The sequence below is a fragment of the Nocardia sp. NPDC004573 genome (assembly GCF_053602135.1).
This window is the reverse complement of record NZ_JBSGDA010000011.1, coordinates 35,144-51,573: the sequence shown is the minus strand read 5'-3', so window position 1 is coordinate 51,573 and position 16,430 is coordinate 35,144. Positions and strand designations below refer to the sequence as shown.

The window sequence follows — 16,430 nt, the reverse complement described above, 5'->3', positions numbered from 1 at the left end:
ATGGTCGAAGCAGCGAGTGAGATCGCTATCGTCGGAATGTCGTGCCGCATGCCGGGCGCGTCCGACCTGGAGAAGTTCTGGCGACTGCTGCGCGAGGGCCGCGACGCCGTGGGGCTCGCGCCCGCCGACCGGCCCGGAGTCGAGGAGACCGCGGGATTCCTCGACTCGGCTACCGAATACGACGCGGGATTCTTCGGTGTTCCCCCGAACGAGGCGAACGCCCTCGACCCTCATCAGCTGCTCGGACTCGAACTCAGCTGGGAGGCTCTGGAGGACGCCGGTCTCGGACTCGGGACGGGTTCGCGGGCGGGCGTGTTCCTGGGTTGCACCGGCACCGATTTCGCCGAGATCACGGCGGCACAAGGCATTTCCGGCATCGGCAGGCACTCGCTGTGGGCCGTCGGCCGAGGGGTCACCGCCAACCGGATCTCGAACTACTACGGGTTCACCGGGCCGAGCGTGGTGGTCGACAGCGGGCAGTCCTCCTCCTTGGTCGCGGTGCACCTGGCCTGCGCGGCGATCCGCGGCGGCGAGTGCGACGTGGCCGTGGCGGGCGGGCTGAATCTCATCCTGTCCCCGTTGAGCGGCGAACGATACGAACAGTTCGGCGCGCATTCGGCGTCGGGGAGATGCCACACCTTCGACGACCGGGCCGACGGTACGGTCCGCGGCGAGGGCGGCGGCATGATCGTGCTCGAGCCGGTGGAGCGAGCGATCGCCGCGGGACACCGGATCTACGCCGTGATCCGTGGCAGCGCCGTCAACAACGGCAACGAACGGCAGGTGCTGAGCGCCCCCAGCGCCGCTGCCCAGGCCGCCGTCCTCGGGGCCGCCCTGACGGCGGCCGGGGTCGACGGCCCCTCGGTGCAGTACGTGGAGTTGCACGGCACCGGCACGCCCGCGGGCGACCCGGTGGAGGCGGCGGCGTTGGGTGAGATCTACGGCGCGGGACGTCCGGCGGGTCGGCCGCTGGCCGTGGGTTCGGTCAAGACCAATATCGGGCATCTCGAAGGCGCCGCGGGAATCGCGGGGTTGATCAAGACCGCACTGTGCCTGCGGCACCGGCAGCTGGCGCCCAGCTTGAACTTCCGCAACCCCAATCCCCGGATCCCGCTGGAGGAGCTCGGGCTACGGGTGCAGACCAGCACGCAGCCGTGGACGAGCGACGCGCGGCGCCGAGCCGGTGTGTCGTCGTTCGGGATGGGGGGTACGAACGCGCACGTGATCCTCGAGGAGGCGCCCGCGGCGGCGGCCGTAGCGGCGACCGCCGAGCCCCGGCACGCGGTGTGGGTGCTGTCGGCTCGGAGCCGGGAAGCGTTGCGGGAACAGGCCATTCGTCTGCGAGAGTGGCTGACGGAGAACCCGGAAGCCGGTATCGCGGACGTGGCGTACTCGCTCGCGCACACCCGGACGCCGCTGGAGTGGCGGGCAGCGGTGGTGGGGTCCGGCGCCGATCGGATGAGCGTCGGGCTCACCGCCCTGGCCGAGCAGGCGTCCGATCCGGGCGTCGGCGATCCCGTGGTGGTGTCCGGCCGTGCCGCGGCGCGCCGGGTGGTGTTCGTGTTCCCGGGTCAGGGCAGCCAGTGGGTGGGCATGGGCGCCGGCCTGCTGGCGTCCGACGAGGTCTTCGCGGCTTCGATCGCGGAATGCGAGGCGGCGCTGGCTCCCTTCGTGGACTGGTCGCTGACCGAGGTGCTGCGCGGGACGCCGGGAGCGGCCTCGTTGGATCGCGTGGATGTGGTGCAGCCGGTGCTGTTCGCGATGCTGGTATCGCTGGCGCGGCGGTGGCAGGCCGCCGGTGTGCGACCGTCCGCCGTGGTGGGGCATTCGCAGGGCGAGATCGCCGCGGCGGTGGTGGCCGGTGGCTTGTCGCTGGAGGACGGGGCGCGTGTGGTGGCCCTGCGCTCGCGCGCGGTCGCGGAACTGCTGGCGGGCTCGGGCGGCATGGCGTCGGTCGGTTTGCCGGGCGACGCGGTCGCGGACCGGCTGGCGGCCTTCGGTGGCCGGTTGTCGGTGGCGGCGGTGAACGCGCCCGGCCAGACCGTGGTGTCCGGGGACGCCGACGCGATCGAGCGATTCCTCGCCGAGTGCGCAGCCGAGGGAATCTGGGCGAAACAGATTCCGGTGGACTACGCGTCGCATTCGGCGGCGGTGGAACGCATTCGCGACCGGGTGCTGGCCGACCTGGCGCCGATCCAGCCGAAAACCGCTGCCATTCCGTTCTTCTCGACGGTGACGGCCGAGTTCGTGGACACGGCCGGACTCGACGCGGCCTACTGGTATCGCGGATTGCGCGAGCAGGTGCGCTTCGCCGAGTCGATCGAGGCGCTGCTGCGCGCGGAGATGACGGCATTCGTGGAGACGAGCCCGCATCCGGTGGTCGCCTCGGCGATCGAACTGGTGGCCGGGGGGCTGGGCGCGGCCGACCGGGTGGCGGTGTGCGGCACACTGCGGCGCGGCCACGGGGGACCCGACGAGTTCGCCGTGGCGTCGGCCCGGGCCTACTGCACGGGCATCGACGCGGTGGGGGCGGAACTGGCTCCGCTCGCCGCGCGAGTCGACCTGCCGGTCTACGCGTTTCAACGCCGCCGGTGCTGGACACCGGAGGTCGGCGCGGGCGCCGCGGACCTGCGCCGCACCGGGCTGCTCGCGCCGGATCATCCGATGCTGAGCGCGGCGGTGCCGGTGGCCGAGCGCGACGAATGGCTGTTCACCGGGCTCCTGGCCCCGGACAGCCAGCGCTGGTTGGCGGATCATCTCGTCTTCGGCGCTCCCGCGGTGCCCGCGGCGGTGTGGCTCGAGGCCGCCTGGAGCGTGGGCGCTCGGGTGGGCGCTCCGGAGATCGAGGACCTGCGGATCGAGGCGCCGCTCCCGGCTACCCTGCCGTGGGCGATCCAGGTGCGCGTCGCGGCGGCCGACGAGAGCGGTCGGCGGACGTTCACCGTCCACGCGCGGCCCGCCACCGACGACGCCGCTGCGGATTGGTCCCGGTGCGCGCACGGCGTGCTGGCCGCAGTCCGCGACGAGACCTCCGCCCCGCCGGGCGCCGAGTGGCCGCCTGCCGGGGCCGAGCCGGTGGCCGCCGAAGAACTGTACGACCGGCTGGCCGGCCGTGGGCTCGGCTACGGCGTGGCGTTCCAGGGAGTCACGGCGTCCTGGCGGCGCGGTCGCGAGGTGTTCGCCGAGGTGTCGCTGGATGAGTCGGTGGGCGACCCGGGACGGTTCGCCGTCCATCCCGCGCTGCTCGACGCCTTGACGCACGCCGCGACGGATCTGCTCGCCGACGACGCAGTCCTTCGGACGCCGATGCCATTGTCCGCCAGGGGTGCTCGCCTGTATCGCGCCGGAGTCGCCGCAGCCAGGGTGCGGGTCGAACTGATCGGTGCGGACACCCTACGAGTGACGGCCGTGTCCGAGGACGGCGGCCCGGTCCTCGCGGTCAGCTCGATGGGAATGCGCATGGTCGATCGGGTGGCGGAGTCCACGGCACCCGCGTCCGCGCCCGTTCCGGTGCGCAGGAGACGGGCCACCGTGGAAGGCCCGCTGGCGCCGCGGCTGTTCGCCGTGCCCGAGCCGGAACGAGATGCGCTGGTGTGGCGGGTCGTCGCCGAGCAGACCGCCGCGATACTCGGCTACGAGTCGCCCGAGGCCGTTCCCGCCGACCTGCCGTTCACCGCGTTCGGATTCGACTCGCTGAGCGGAGTCCAGTTGCGCGACCGGCTTTCCGCCGCCACCGGGCTGGCACTACCCGCGACGCTGATGTTCGACCACCCGACGCCCACCGCGGTGGCGCGGCTGGTGCGCGCGCGGCTCGAAGGCGTGGATCCCGCCGCGCCGCGCGCCGTGCGCCGCACCCGGTCCGACGAGCCGATCGCCATCGTCGGGATCGGCTGCCGCTTCCCCGGCGGCGTCGGATCGGCCGAGGATCTGTGGCGTCTCGTCGCTTCCGGAACCGACGCGATCACGCCGTTCCCCGAAGACCGTGGCTGGGACCTGGAGCGGCTGCTGCATCCCGATCCCGATCAGCCGGGCACGGTCTACATCCGCGAAGGCGGATTCCTCTCCGACGCCGCGGAATTCGACGCCGGATTCTTCGGGATCGGGCCGCGCGAGGCGGCGGCGATGGATCCGCAGCAACGGCTGATGCTGGAAGTCGCCTGGGAAGCTCTGGAGGACGCCGGCCTCGATCCCGCCGCGCTGCGCGGTTCGGACACCGGCGTGTACGTCGGCGCCTGCGCCTCGGGCTACGCGGAGGGCGTGACCGGGGAGTACGAAGGTTTCCGGCTGACCGGGACCTCGCACAGCGTGATCTCCGGCCGCGTCGCCTACGCCTTCGGCCTGGAAGGTCCCGCCGTCACGGTCGACACCGCGTGCTCCTCGTCGCTGGTCTCACTGCATCTGGCGTGTCAGGCGCTGCGACAGGGCGAGACCTCCCTCGCGCTGGCCGGTGGCGTGAGCATCTCGGCGAGTCCGGCGCTGTTCGTCGACTTCGCGCGCCAGCGGGGGTTGGCGGCGGACGCGCGGTGCAAGCCGTTCTCCGCCGCGGCCGACGGCGTGACCTGGTCGGAGGGCGTCGGCGTGCTGGTCGTCGAGCGCCTCGCCGACGCTCGCCGCCTCGGGCACCGGGTCCTGGCGGTCGTGCGCGGCAGCGCGATCAACCAGGACGGTGCGAGCAACGGCCTGACCGCGCCGAACGGTCCGTCCCAGGAGCGGGTGATCGCGGCGGCGCTGGCCGATGCGGGGCTGACGCCGGCCGAGGTGGACGCCGTGGAGGCGCACGGAACCGGCACCGCGCTGGGCGATCCGATCGAGGCGCAGGCGCTCATCGCGGCCTACGGCGCCGAGCGCGTGCAACCGCTGCGGATCGGATCGGTGAAATCGAATATCGGTCATGCCGTCGCGGCCGCGGGTGTCGGCGGTGTGATCAAGATGGTGCAGGCGTTGCGGCACGGAATACTGCCCAAGACAATCCATCTCGATGCGCCGAGCCCGCACGTGGACTGGTCGGCGGGGTCCGTGCGGCTGCTGAGCGAGCCGGAGCCCTGGCCGGCCGGCGACCGGGTGCGTCGTGCCGGGGTCTCGTCGTTCGGGATGAGCGGGACCAACGCGCACCTGATCCTGGAGGAGGCGCCGCCGTCGGTGCTGCCAGCCGGAAGCGCCGGTGTCGCGGAGGATTCCGGCGATCGGGGCGTCCGGACGTGGACCGTGTCGGCGCGCACCCAGGAAGCGCTGCGCGCCCAAGCCGTTCGACTCACCGAATGGCTGACCGCGCGAGACGACGTCAACGCCGACGATGTGGCGCACACCCTGCTGCGACACCGCGCGCAGCTGGAATTCCGCGCCGCGATCGTCGGGCACGACCTCGACGATCTGCGGTCCGGGCTCGCGATGCTCGCCGGGTCCGTGAGCGCCGACGGCGACGCCATGGTGACGGGCCGGGCCGCGGCGCGCAGGGTGGCGTTCGTCTTCCCGGGGCAAGGCAGTCAGTGGCCCGCGATGGGCGCCGAACTGCTCGGCACACACGAGGTTTTCGCGGCGTCGATCGCGGAATGCGAGGCGGCGCTGGCGCCGTTCGTGGACTGGTCGCTGACCGCGGTGCTGCGCGGGGAGCCGGGCGCGGCGTCGTTGGACCGGGTCGACGTGGTGCAGCCCGCCCTCTTCGCGGTGCTGGTGTCGCTGGCGCGAGTGTGGCGGGCGAGTGGGGTGGAACCCGCCGCGGTCGTGGGACATTCGCAGGGTGAGATCGCGGCGGCCGTGGTCGCGGGTGGTCTTTCACTCGCCGACGGTGCGCGTGTGGTCGCCGTGCGGTCCCGGATCGTGGCGGAGGAACTGGCGGGAGCCGGCGGCATGGCGTCGGTCGGTCTGGCGGCGGACGCGGTCACGGATCGGTTGACCGGGTTCGGCGACCGTTTGTCCGTGGCCGCGGTGAACGGTCCGGGTCAGACCGTGGTCTCCGGGGAGATCTCGGCCGTGGACGAATTCCTCGCGGCCTGCGCGGCCGACGGCGTATGGGCGAGACGGATTCCGGTGGACTACGCGTCGCATTCGGCCGCGGTGGAGTCCATCCGCGATCGCATCTTGGTGGAGCTGGCCGCGGTCGCGCCGCAATCCGGGTCGGTGCCGTTCTTCTCGACGGTGACCGCGGACTACGTCGACACCGCGCTGCTGGACGCCGCCTACTGGTATCGCGGCCTGCGCGAGCCCGTCCGGTTCGCCGAGTCGGTCGAAGCGCTGCAACGAGCGGGTGTGAATGCTTTCATCGAGGTCAGCCCACATCCGGTCCTCACGGTCGGGATCGAGGTGACGTCGGACGCCATGGGTGCGTCCGATCGGGTGGCCGTTCTGGGCACCTTGAAACGTGAACACGGTGGACCGCGACAACTCTCGCTCGCGCTGGCGCGTGCCCACTGTGCCGGTGTCGATCTGGCGGCGCGGGCATTGGCCCCCGTCGCCACCCGAGTGGACCTGCCGCGGTACGCGTTCGAGCACCGGCGGCACTGGCTGGCGCCGGGCGGTGCGCCGGATATCCGGCAGTCCGGCCTGGACGAGACGGCGCATCCCTTGCTGGCGGCGATGGTGCGGTTGCCGGACAGCGACGAGGCGGTGTTCACCGGCAGGCTGTCGCGTTCGGCGTATCCGTGGCTGTCCGATCACGCTGTGGCGGGGGTGGCGTTGCTGCCCGGAACGGCGTTCGTGGAGCTGGTCCTGCACGTCGGCACGGTGGTCGAGTGCACGCGGGTGTCGGAACTGGTGCTCGAGGCGCCTCTGGTGGTGCCGTCGTCGGGCACCGTCGAGCTGCGGGTGGTGGCCGCCGCCCCGGACGAGTCGGGCGCGCGCAGGGTGTCGGTGTACTCACGGACGGGGGAGGCCGCAAGCCGCGCCGGGCACGATCGAAGCGCGGACGCGCCACGCTGGGTGCGGCACGCGGCCGCGACGATCACCGCCGAAGCGGATGCGGCCGAGGCCTCGGTCGTGGCCGTCCGCCCACCAGACGGTGTGGCCGCGGTCGACATCCCCGCTGTCTACGCGGAGTTGGCCGAGCGTGGCTACGAATACGGTCCGGTGTTCCAGGGGCTGACCGCTCTGTGGCGCGGTGACGGCGAAGTCTTCGCCGAAGTGACGCTGCCGGAGCCCGGGCGCGCCGGTGCCGCCGAATTCGGGGTGCATCCGGCGTTGCTGGACGCGGCGCTGCACGCGGTCCTGGTCGGCGGGCTCGTCTCCGACGCGCCGGATGGGACGGTCGCGGTGCCGTTCTCCTGGGAGAACGTCAGGCTGTTCGCGACGGGAGCTACCACACTGCGGGTCCACGCGTCCATGTCCGGCTCCACGGCCGCGGGATCACGGATCGCGGTGCGCCTCACCGATACCGCGGATATGCCGGTGGCCGAGGTGGGCGCGTTGACCATGCGCCCGATCCCCGTCGAGGCACTCGGCCGAACCCGGCCGTCCAGCGAGGGACTCGGCTACCGGGTGGAGTGGGTCGCTTCGTCCGTGCCGGAGGACGAGGCCGCGGACGCCGGAGTCTGGAGCGCAGCCGAGGACGGCGAGACCCTGCGCGTCGCGCGGCGGGTGGCGACGGTGATCCGGCTCGACGAAGCCCCGGACCGCGCTCTGCCGGCATCGGCACACGATGTGGTGACCGCGGTGACCACGCGGGTGCGGCGGCTGCTGGACGGGGAAGACCTCATCGTCGTGGTCACCCGCCGGGCCGTGGCGGTGCATCCGGGGGAATCGGTGGATCCGTCCGCGGGAGCGGTGTGGGGATTGCTGCGCACCGTCCAGAGCGAGCATCCGGATCGGATCCTCGTCGTCGACGTCGACGACTGGGCCGAATATCGAGAGAGCGTCGCGCTCGCGATGACCACGAGCACCGAACCCCAGTTCGCCGTCCGCCGTGGTGTCGCGCACGTTCCGCGCCTGCACCGGGCGGCGGGCGACGTCGGGAACGCGAGCGTGGCGACGCGGGCGGCGGCGTGGGCGCTGACCCACCACGGAAAGGGCTCGCTGACCGGCGACAACCTGACGCTGATCGATACGAAGGAGGCGTTGCGGCCGCTCGGCCCCGGCGAGGTCCGGGTGGCGCTGCGGGCGGTCGGTCTCAATTTCCGCGATGCCCTCATCGCATTGGGGATGTACCCCGATCCGGACACTGTGCTGGGTGTGGAGGGCGCCGGTGTGGTGGTCGAGGTGGGTTCCGGAGTGCGGAACCTCGTTCCGGGTGAACGGGTTTTCGGGTTCTTGACGGGTGTGGGGTCGTTGGTGGTGGCGGATTGCCGGTTGGTGGTGCCGATTCCCGCGGGGTGGTCGTTTGCGGAGGCGGCGGCGGTGCCTGCGGTGTTCGCGACGGCGTTTTATGGGTTGGTGGATGTGGCGGGGGTGCGTGCGGGGGAGCGGGTGTTGGTGCATGCGGCGACGGGTGGGGTGGGGTTGGCCGCGGTGCAGGTGGGGCGGTGGTTGGGTGCGCGGTTGTTGGTGACGGCGAGTCGACCGAAGTGGGGTGTGTTGCGGGGGTTGGGTTTTGGTGATGAGGAGATCGGTGATTCGCGGTCGTTGGAGTTCGAGGGGAAGTTCGCTGCGCTGGCCGGTGGTGTGGATGTGGTGTTGGATTCGTTGGCGGGTGAGTTCGTGGACGCGTCGCTGCGGTTGTTGGGCCCTGGTGGCCGGTTCGTGGAGATGGGCATGCTGGATCGGCGTGATCCTGCCCAGGTAGCCGCCGAACACCCCGAGGTGCGGTACCACAGCTTCGTCCTGCTGGAGGTGGCGCCGGAACGGCTGCGGGAGATCCTGACCACGGTCGTGGAGCTGTTCGAGGCCGGGATCCTGACGCCGTCCCCGCTCACCGCATGGGATCTGCGGCAGGCGCCCGAGGCGTTGCGTTTCATGAGTCAGGCTCGGCATGTCGGCAAGAACGTGCTGACTGTGCCCGCGCCGCTGCGGCGTGAGGGGACGGTGTTGATCACCGGCGGTACCGGTGGTTTGGGTGCGTTGGCGGCTCGGCATCTGGTCACCGAGTACGGGGTGCGCAGATTGGTGCTGGCGAGCAGACGCGGCCCGGATACGCCTGGTGCGGCCGAACTCCGTGACGAACTCGCGGCTCTGGGCGCGCACGTGGAGGTCGTCGCCTGTGACGCGGCGGACCGGGACGCCCTCGAGACGACGCTCGCGGCGATTCCCGCCGAGCATCCGTTGACCGGCGTCGTCCACGCCGCGGGTGTGCTGGCGGATGGCCTGTTCACCGGTCTGACGGCGGAGCGGATCGCGGAGGTGTTGCGGCCGAAGGTGGATGCGGCGTGGAATCTGCACGAGGCGACGCGGCATCTGGATCTGTCGATGTTCGTGTTGTATTCGTCGATCGCGGGTGTGATCGGCAATGCGGGGCAGGCGAATTACGCGGCGGCGAACATGTTCCTGGACGCGCTGGCGCAGTACCGGCGGGTGAACGGCCTGGCGGCGACCTCGATCGCCTGGGGGCTGTGGAGCCGTAGCACGGGTATGACGGATGCGCTGGGTGATGCCGATATCGCCCGTTTGCGGCGGGAGGGTTTCCCGCCGTTGGACGAGCGGGAGGGTATGGCCCTGTTCGACGCCGCACTCGCGGGCGGCGCATCCGGGTTCGTGGCTGTCCGCGTCGACCGCGACGCACTGGCGGAAACGACACCCCGCGCTTTGACACGTGATCTGGTGCGGCCGTCGCGCCGCCGGGTCGCCGGTGGCGCGGCGCGACAACCGGAACTGGCCACGCGGCTGGCGGGTCGTCCGGCTGCCGAACAGGATCGCGTCGTCCTCGATCTCATCCGCGCCCAGGCGGCGGCTGTGCTGGGGCATACGAGCGCCGAGTCGATCCCGGCGGACAAACCATTCCGCGACATCGGGTTCGACTCACTCGGTGTCATGGAATTCCGCAACAGGCTGTCCGAAGCCACCGGTCTGCAACTGCCCTCGACGCTGGTCTTCGACCACCCGACCGCCACAGCTATGGCGAAGTTGGTGCGCACTCTGGCAGCGCCGACCGCCGCCGAGCAACCCGCCGAACAGGCGCCACGCCGGCACCGCGCGGTCGATGAACCGATCGCCATCGTGGGCATGAGCTGCCGCTTCCCCGGTGGAGTCACCTCACCGGAGAGCCTCTGGGAACTGCTGGCCGCCGGCACGGACGCCAGCGGAGAGTTTCCCACCGACCGCGGCTGGGATCTGGCGCGACTGTTCGACGCCGATCCCGACAAACCGGGTACCTCCTACACCCGGCGCGGCGGCTTCCTCTCCGACGCAGGCGATTTCGATGCCGCCTTCTTCGGCATCGGTCCCCGGGAGGCGTCCGCCATGGATCCCCAGCAGCGTTTGCTGCTGGAAGCGACCTGGGAGGCGCTGGAAGACGCAGGCATCGACCCGGTCGCTCTGCGCGGCAGCGATACCGGCGTGTTCGCCGGAGCGTGCTCATCCGGCTACGGCGACCGGATCACCGGAGACCTGGAGGGCTACCGTCTCACCGGCACCACGCACAGCGTGATCTCCGGCCGTGTCGCCTACGTCTTCGGCTTCGAAGGTCCCGCCGTCACCGTGGACACCGCGTGCTCGTCGTCGCTGGTCGCCCTGCATCAGGCCACCCGCGCGCTGCGCAACGGAGAGACCTCGCTGGCGCTGGCGAGCGGTGTGACGGTCGCCGCGGATCCGTATCTCTACGTCGACTTCGCCCGCCAGCGCGGCCTGGCGCCCGACGGCCGCTGTAAGTCGTTCTCCGCCGACGCCGACGGCGTCGGATTCGCCGAGGGCGTCGGGGTGCTCGTGCTCGAACGGTTGTCCGACGCCCGGCGCCTCGGGCACCCCGTTCTCGCTCTGGTGCGCGGTAGCGCGGTCAACCAGGACGGCGCCAGCAACGGCCTGACCGCGCCGAACGGTCCGTCCCAGGAGCGGGTGATCGCGGCGGCGCTGGCCGACGCGGGGCTCACACCCGCGGACGTGGACGCGGTGGAGGCGCACGGCACCGGGACGACGCTGGGCGATCCGATCGAGGCCACGGCCCTGATCAACGCTTACGGGCGCGACCGCGCCGGTCGCCCGCTGTTCATCGGGTCGGTCAAATCCAATCTCGGCCACACCATCGCCGCCGCGGGTGTCGGTGGGGTGATCAAGATGGTGCAGGCGCTGCGGCACGAGACCCTGCCGAAGACACTGCACGCGGACGAGCCGAGCCCGCACGTGGACTGGTCGGCGGGCGACGTGCGGTTGCTGACCGAGCCGGAGCCCTGGCCGGTCGGCGACCGGGTGCGTCGCGCCGGCGTCTCGTCGTTCGGGGTCAGCGGCACCAACGCGCACGCCATCCTGGAAGAGGCGCCCGCGCCGGCACCGGTCGTGCCCGCTGCCGGGCCGCGCCTCGAGACGGTCGTGCCCTGGCTGGTGTCGGCCGACTCCGAGCCGGGCCTGCGGGCGCAGGCCGAGCGGCTACGGCAGTGGTCGATTCACCATTCCGACGCCGCGCCGTGGGACACCGCCCATGCGCTGATCACCTCCCGGGCACAGCTGCCGTGGCGTGGCGTCGTCGTCGGACACGACCGGGACGAGCTGCTCTCGGGGCTGGCGGAATTGGCCGCCGGTGGCTCGGGCGTGATCGCGGCGAAGGCGAACACGACCGGCCGCACCGCGTTCCTGTTCACCGGTCAGGGCGCGCAGCGCGCCGGGATGGGCGCCGGTCTGTACGCGACATTCGGTGTGTTCGCCACGGCCTTCGACGAGCTGTGCGCCCATATCGACCCGCTGCTCGGCCGGTCGCTACGGGAGTTGGTCTTCGACCCGGACGGCGCTTGGCTGCTGGATCGGACCGAGTTCACCCAGCCCGCGTTGTTCGCGTTCGAGGTGGCGCTGTTCCGGCTGCTGGAGTCGTTCGGCGTCGTTGCGGATGTGCTCATCGGACATTCGATCGGCGAACTGACCGCCGCGTACCTCGCCGGAGTGTGGTCGCTGCCGGATGCGTGCGCGCTGGTGGTGGCGCGCGGTCGGTTGATGGGCGCACTGCCCGGCGACGGCGCGATGCTGGCCGCGGCGATGCCCGAGGACAGGGCGGTGGACCTGCTCGGCGAGTTCGCCGACCGGGTTTCGCTCGCCGCGGTGAACGGGCCGGGATCGGTAGTGTTCTCCGGTGCGGCCACCGCGATCGACGCCATCGCCGATCGGCTGGCGACGGCGAACGTGCGGACCTCGCGGCTGCGGGTGAGCCATGCGTTCCACTCGGCGGCGATGGAACCGATGCTCGGCGAATTCCGAGAGGTGGCACGCACTTTGACCTACCTCCCGCCGTCCGTCCCGATCGTGTCGAACGTGTCGGGCGTTCTGGTCGACGCCGAAGTGACCGACCCGGACTACTGGGTGGCGCAGGTACGCGGGTGTGTCCGGTTCGCTCCGGGTATCGCGACCCTGATCGAGGACGGCGTCCGCCGGTTTCTGGAGGTCGGCCCGGATGCCGTGCTGGCGGCGATGGTCCGGCAGTGTCTGGCCGAAGCGCCTGCGGCCGAGGCGGAGTCGATCGTGGTCGCGGCGGCTCGGCGCTCGGCCGACGAACCGGATCGGTTCGTGACCGCGCTGGCGCAGGCCGCCGCCGCAGGTGTGCCGGTGGACTGGACGCCGCTGTTCGCGGGCCGTGCGATCGCGCGAGTAACGTTGCCCACGTACGCCTTCGAGCGTCAGCGGTTCTGGTTGCCGCCGGTCCGGGTGGCGGACATCTCGCACTCGGGTCTGGACGACGCGGGTCATCCATTGCTGGGCGCTCTGGTGCGGTTGCCGGATTCGCCGGATGTCGTGTTCACCGGGCGATTGTCCGCAGCGGATCATCCGTGGCTGGCCGATCACGCGGTCGGCGGGGCGGTCGTGTTCCCCGGCGCCGCTTTCGTCGAACTCGTCCTGCACGTCGGTATGGTCCTGGCCTGCCCAGCGGTGTCGGAGCTGGTGATCGAGGCGCCCCTGCCGGTGCCCGCGGCGGGTGCGGTCGAGTTGCGGGTGGTCGCAGGCGGGCCGGAGGAATCGGGTGCGCGGGCGGTCATGGTGTATTCGCGGTCGCGTGACGGCGAGGAATCCGATGCCGACGCCGCGTGGGTGCGTCATGTGACTGCGACGGTGACCACGCGGGCGGATGGCGCGTCGGCCGCCGCGGCGGCGGCGAGCTGGCCGCCGGCCGGTGCGACCGCGCGGGAACTCACGAGCGCCTACGCGGATCTGGAGGAACTCGGCTATGAGTATGGCCCCGCGTTCCGGGGGCTGACCGCGCTGTGGCGCGGCGACGGCGAAGTCTTCGCCGAGGTCGTCCTGCCCGAGTCCGCCCGCACCCAGGCCGGCGGGTATGGCATGCATCCGGCGCTGCTGGACGCGGCGCTGCACTCCGTTCTGGTCGGTGGGCTGGCGCCCGAGCCGGTGGCCGGTGCGGTGACTGTGCCCTTCTCGTGGACGAACGTCGGATTGCATGCGGCCGGAGCCACCACGGTGCGGGTCCATGCCGCCGTGTCCGGCGCGGCGGCGGGAGAAACCCGGATCGCGGTGACACTCACCGACACTTCGGGACGGCCGGTGGCCGAGATCGGGGCGCTGAGCCTGCGCAGTCTCGCGATCGGCGCGTTCGCCTCGGTGCGGCACCGGGCAGTCGGTTACGGACTCGACTGGACGGCGCTGCCCGCAGTCGAACCGGGCGACCCCGGGGTCTGGGGCGTCGCCGGTGACCTCGAGACCGTGCACGTCACGGGACGGGACGTGACGGTGGCCCGGGTCGAAACCGACGTCGACGGGGTTGCGGTGCCCGCGACCGTGCGCGCGGTGGTGACCGCGACGGCGTCGCGCGTGCGGGAGTTGCTGGAACGAGACGGCCGCGTCGTCGTGGTGACCCGGCGGGCGGTGGCGGTCCACGCCGGAGAGTCCGTGGATCCGGCGGCGGCCGCAGTGTGGGGGTTGCTGCGCACCGCGCAGAGCGAACACCCGGACCGGCTTCTCGTTGTCGACGTGGACGAGTGGGATCGCCTGCGCCACAGCGTCGAATCGGCGCTGACGCTGCAGGTCGAACCGCAACTCGCCGTCCGCGGCGGAGTCCCGCACGCACCGCGACTGCACCGTGCCGGGCACACCGGCCTGCGCGGCGCGGAGCTACTGCGCGCCGCCGACCACCGCGCATGGGGACTCGCGCCGATCGGGAAAGGCACGCTCAGCGCGGACAACTTCGAGCTGCGTGAACTTCCGGCCGCCTGGGCGCCACTGGCTCCGGGGCAGGTGCGGGTGCGCACGATGGCGGTCGGCCTGAACTTCCGGGACGTGCTCGTGGCGCTCGGCACCTATCCCGACCCGGACGCCGTGTTGGGTGTGGAGGGTGCGGGTGTGGTCGTGGAGGTCGGTTCGGGGGTGACGGAGCTCGCGCCTGGTGATCGTGTTTTCGGGTTTTTGACGGGTGTGGGGTCGTTGGTGGTGGCGGATTGCCGGTTGGTGGTGCCGATTCCCGCGGGGTGGTCGTTTGCGGAGGCGGCGGCGGTGCCTGCGGTGTTCGCGACGGCGTTTTATGGGTTGGTGGATGTGGCGGGGGTGCGTGCGGGGGAGCGGGTGTTGGTGCATGCGGCGACGGGTGGGGTGGGGTTGGCCGCGGTGCAGGTGGGGCGGTGGTTGGGTGCGCGGTTGTTGGTGACGGCGAGTCGACCGAAGTGGGGTGTGTTGCGGGGGTTGGGTTTTGGTGATGAGGAGATCGGTGATTCGCGGTCGTTGGAGTTCGAGGGGAAGTTCGCTGCGCTGGCCGGTGGTGTGGATGTGGTGTTGGATTCGTTGGCGGGTGAGTTCGTGGACGCGTCGCTGCGGTTGTTGGGCCCTGGTGGCCGGTTCGTGGAGATGGGCATGCTGGATCGGCGTGATCCCGCCCAGGTAGCCGCCGAACACCCCGGAGTCGTCTACAGCGGTTTCATGCTCATGGATGTGGACCCCGACCGGCTCCACGAAATCTTGACCCGCGTAGTCGACCTATTCGAGGCAGGTGTGTTCACCGCGTCTCCCCTCACCGCATGGGACGTGCGGGATCTTCCCGAGGCGTTGCGATTCATGAGTCAGGCTCGGCATGTCGGCAAGAACGTGCTGACCGTGCCGACGCCGTTGCGTGCTGAGGGGACGGTGTTGATCACGGGCGGTACCGGTGGTTTGGGTGCGTTGGCGGCTCGGCATCTGGTCACCGAGTACGGGGTGCGCAGGCTGGTGCTGGCCAGTAGACGCGGCCCGGACACACCCGGGGCCGCGGAGTTGCGCGACGAGCTCGTCGCCCTCGGCGCGCAGGTGGACGTGGTCGCTTGTGATGCGGCGGAGCGGGATTCGTTGGACGCGGTGCTCGCGGCGATCCCACCGGAGCATCCGTTGACCGGCGTCGTGCACGCGGCCGGGGTGCTGGCCGACGCGCTCCTGGAGAACCTGACGGCGGAGCGGATCGCGGAGGTGTTGCGGCCGAAGGTGGATGCGGCGTGGAATCTGCACGAGGCGACGCGGGATCTGGATCTGTCGATGTTCGTGTTGTATTCGTCGATCGCGGGTGTGATCGGCAATGCGGGACAGGCGAATTACGCGGCGGCCAACGTCTTCCTCGACGCCTTGGCCCAGCACCGGCGCGTGCACGGCCTGCCCGCCACCTCGATCGCCTGGGGCCCGTGGCAGGCGCATACCGGCATGACGCGGACGCTCGGTGACGCCGACTTCGCCCGGTTGCGGCGGGAGGGTTTCCCGCCGTTGGGCGAGGAAGAGGGTATGGCCCTGTTCGATGCCGCCCTGTCCGGCGGCAGAGCGGCGTTCGTCGCGGCCCGGGTCGCGCTCCCGGAGATCACCGATCACGACCCTCGTCCGATTCTGCGTGACCTGGCCGGACCCACCCGACGCCGAGCCGAGACCGGCGGCAACGCATCGCCGGAACCGGTGCATCGCCTGGCGGGCCTGCCGACCGCCGAGCAGGATCGCGTCGTTCTCGAGTTGGTGCGCGGCGAGGCCGCGGCGGTGCTCGGAAGCGACATCGAGTCCATCGCCGCCGACAAACCCTTCACCGACATCGGCTTCGACTCACTCGGTGTCATGGAATTCCGCAACCGGTTGAAGTCGGCCGCAGGCGTGCAAGTCCCCGCGACCGCGATGTTCGACTACCCGACTCCGCGGGAGCTGGCCGGTTACCTGCGTCAGGAGATCGCTCCGGTGGAGGACCCCGCGAAACGGATCGCCGCCGAAGTCGAAGCGCTTGGCCGCAGCGTCGCCTCCGCGGAACTGACGGCCACCGACCGGTCGTCGCTGGTGACCACCTTGTCCGCCCTGCTGCGTGAACTCGAAGGCAGGGACGCCCGTGCGGTCGACCCGGGCGGCGACGCCGACCATCTCGACACCGCGGACGATCACGAACTCTTCGAGTTCATCGACAACCTCAGCTGACCTTGCACGATCAGGAGCCCCAC

Annotated in this window: 1 protein-coding gene; it reads left to right on the top strand. The window is 71.3% G+C overall.

What is annotated here, in order from left to right:
• A complete protein-coding gene (locus tag ACWEKR_RS19005) occupies positions 1-16,407 on the top strand; it encodes a type I polyketide synthase (protein ID WP_452355577.1) in 16,407 nt (5,468 codons plus the stop codon).
• Positions 16,408-16,430: the final 23 nt, after the last annotated feature.

Excerpts from the sequence above, each read along its gene's own strand:
- ACWEKR_RS19005 (WP_452355577.1), top strand. The coding sequence starts at position 1 with ATGGTCGAAGCAGCGAGTGAGATCGCTATCGTCGGAATGTCGTGCCGC.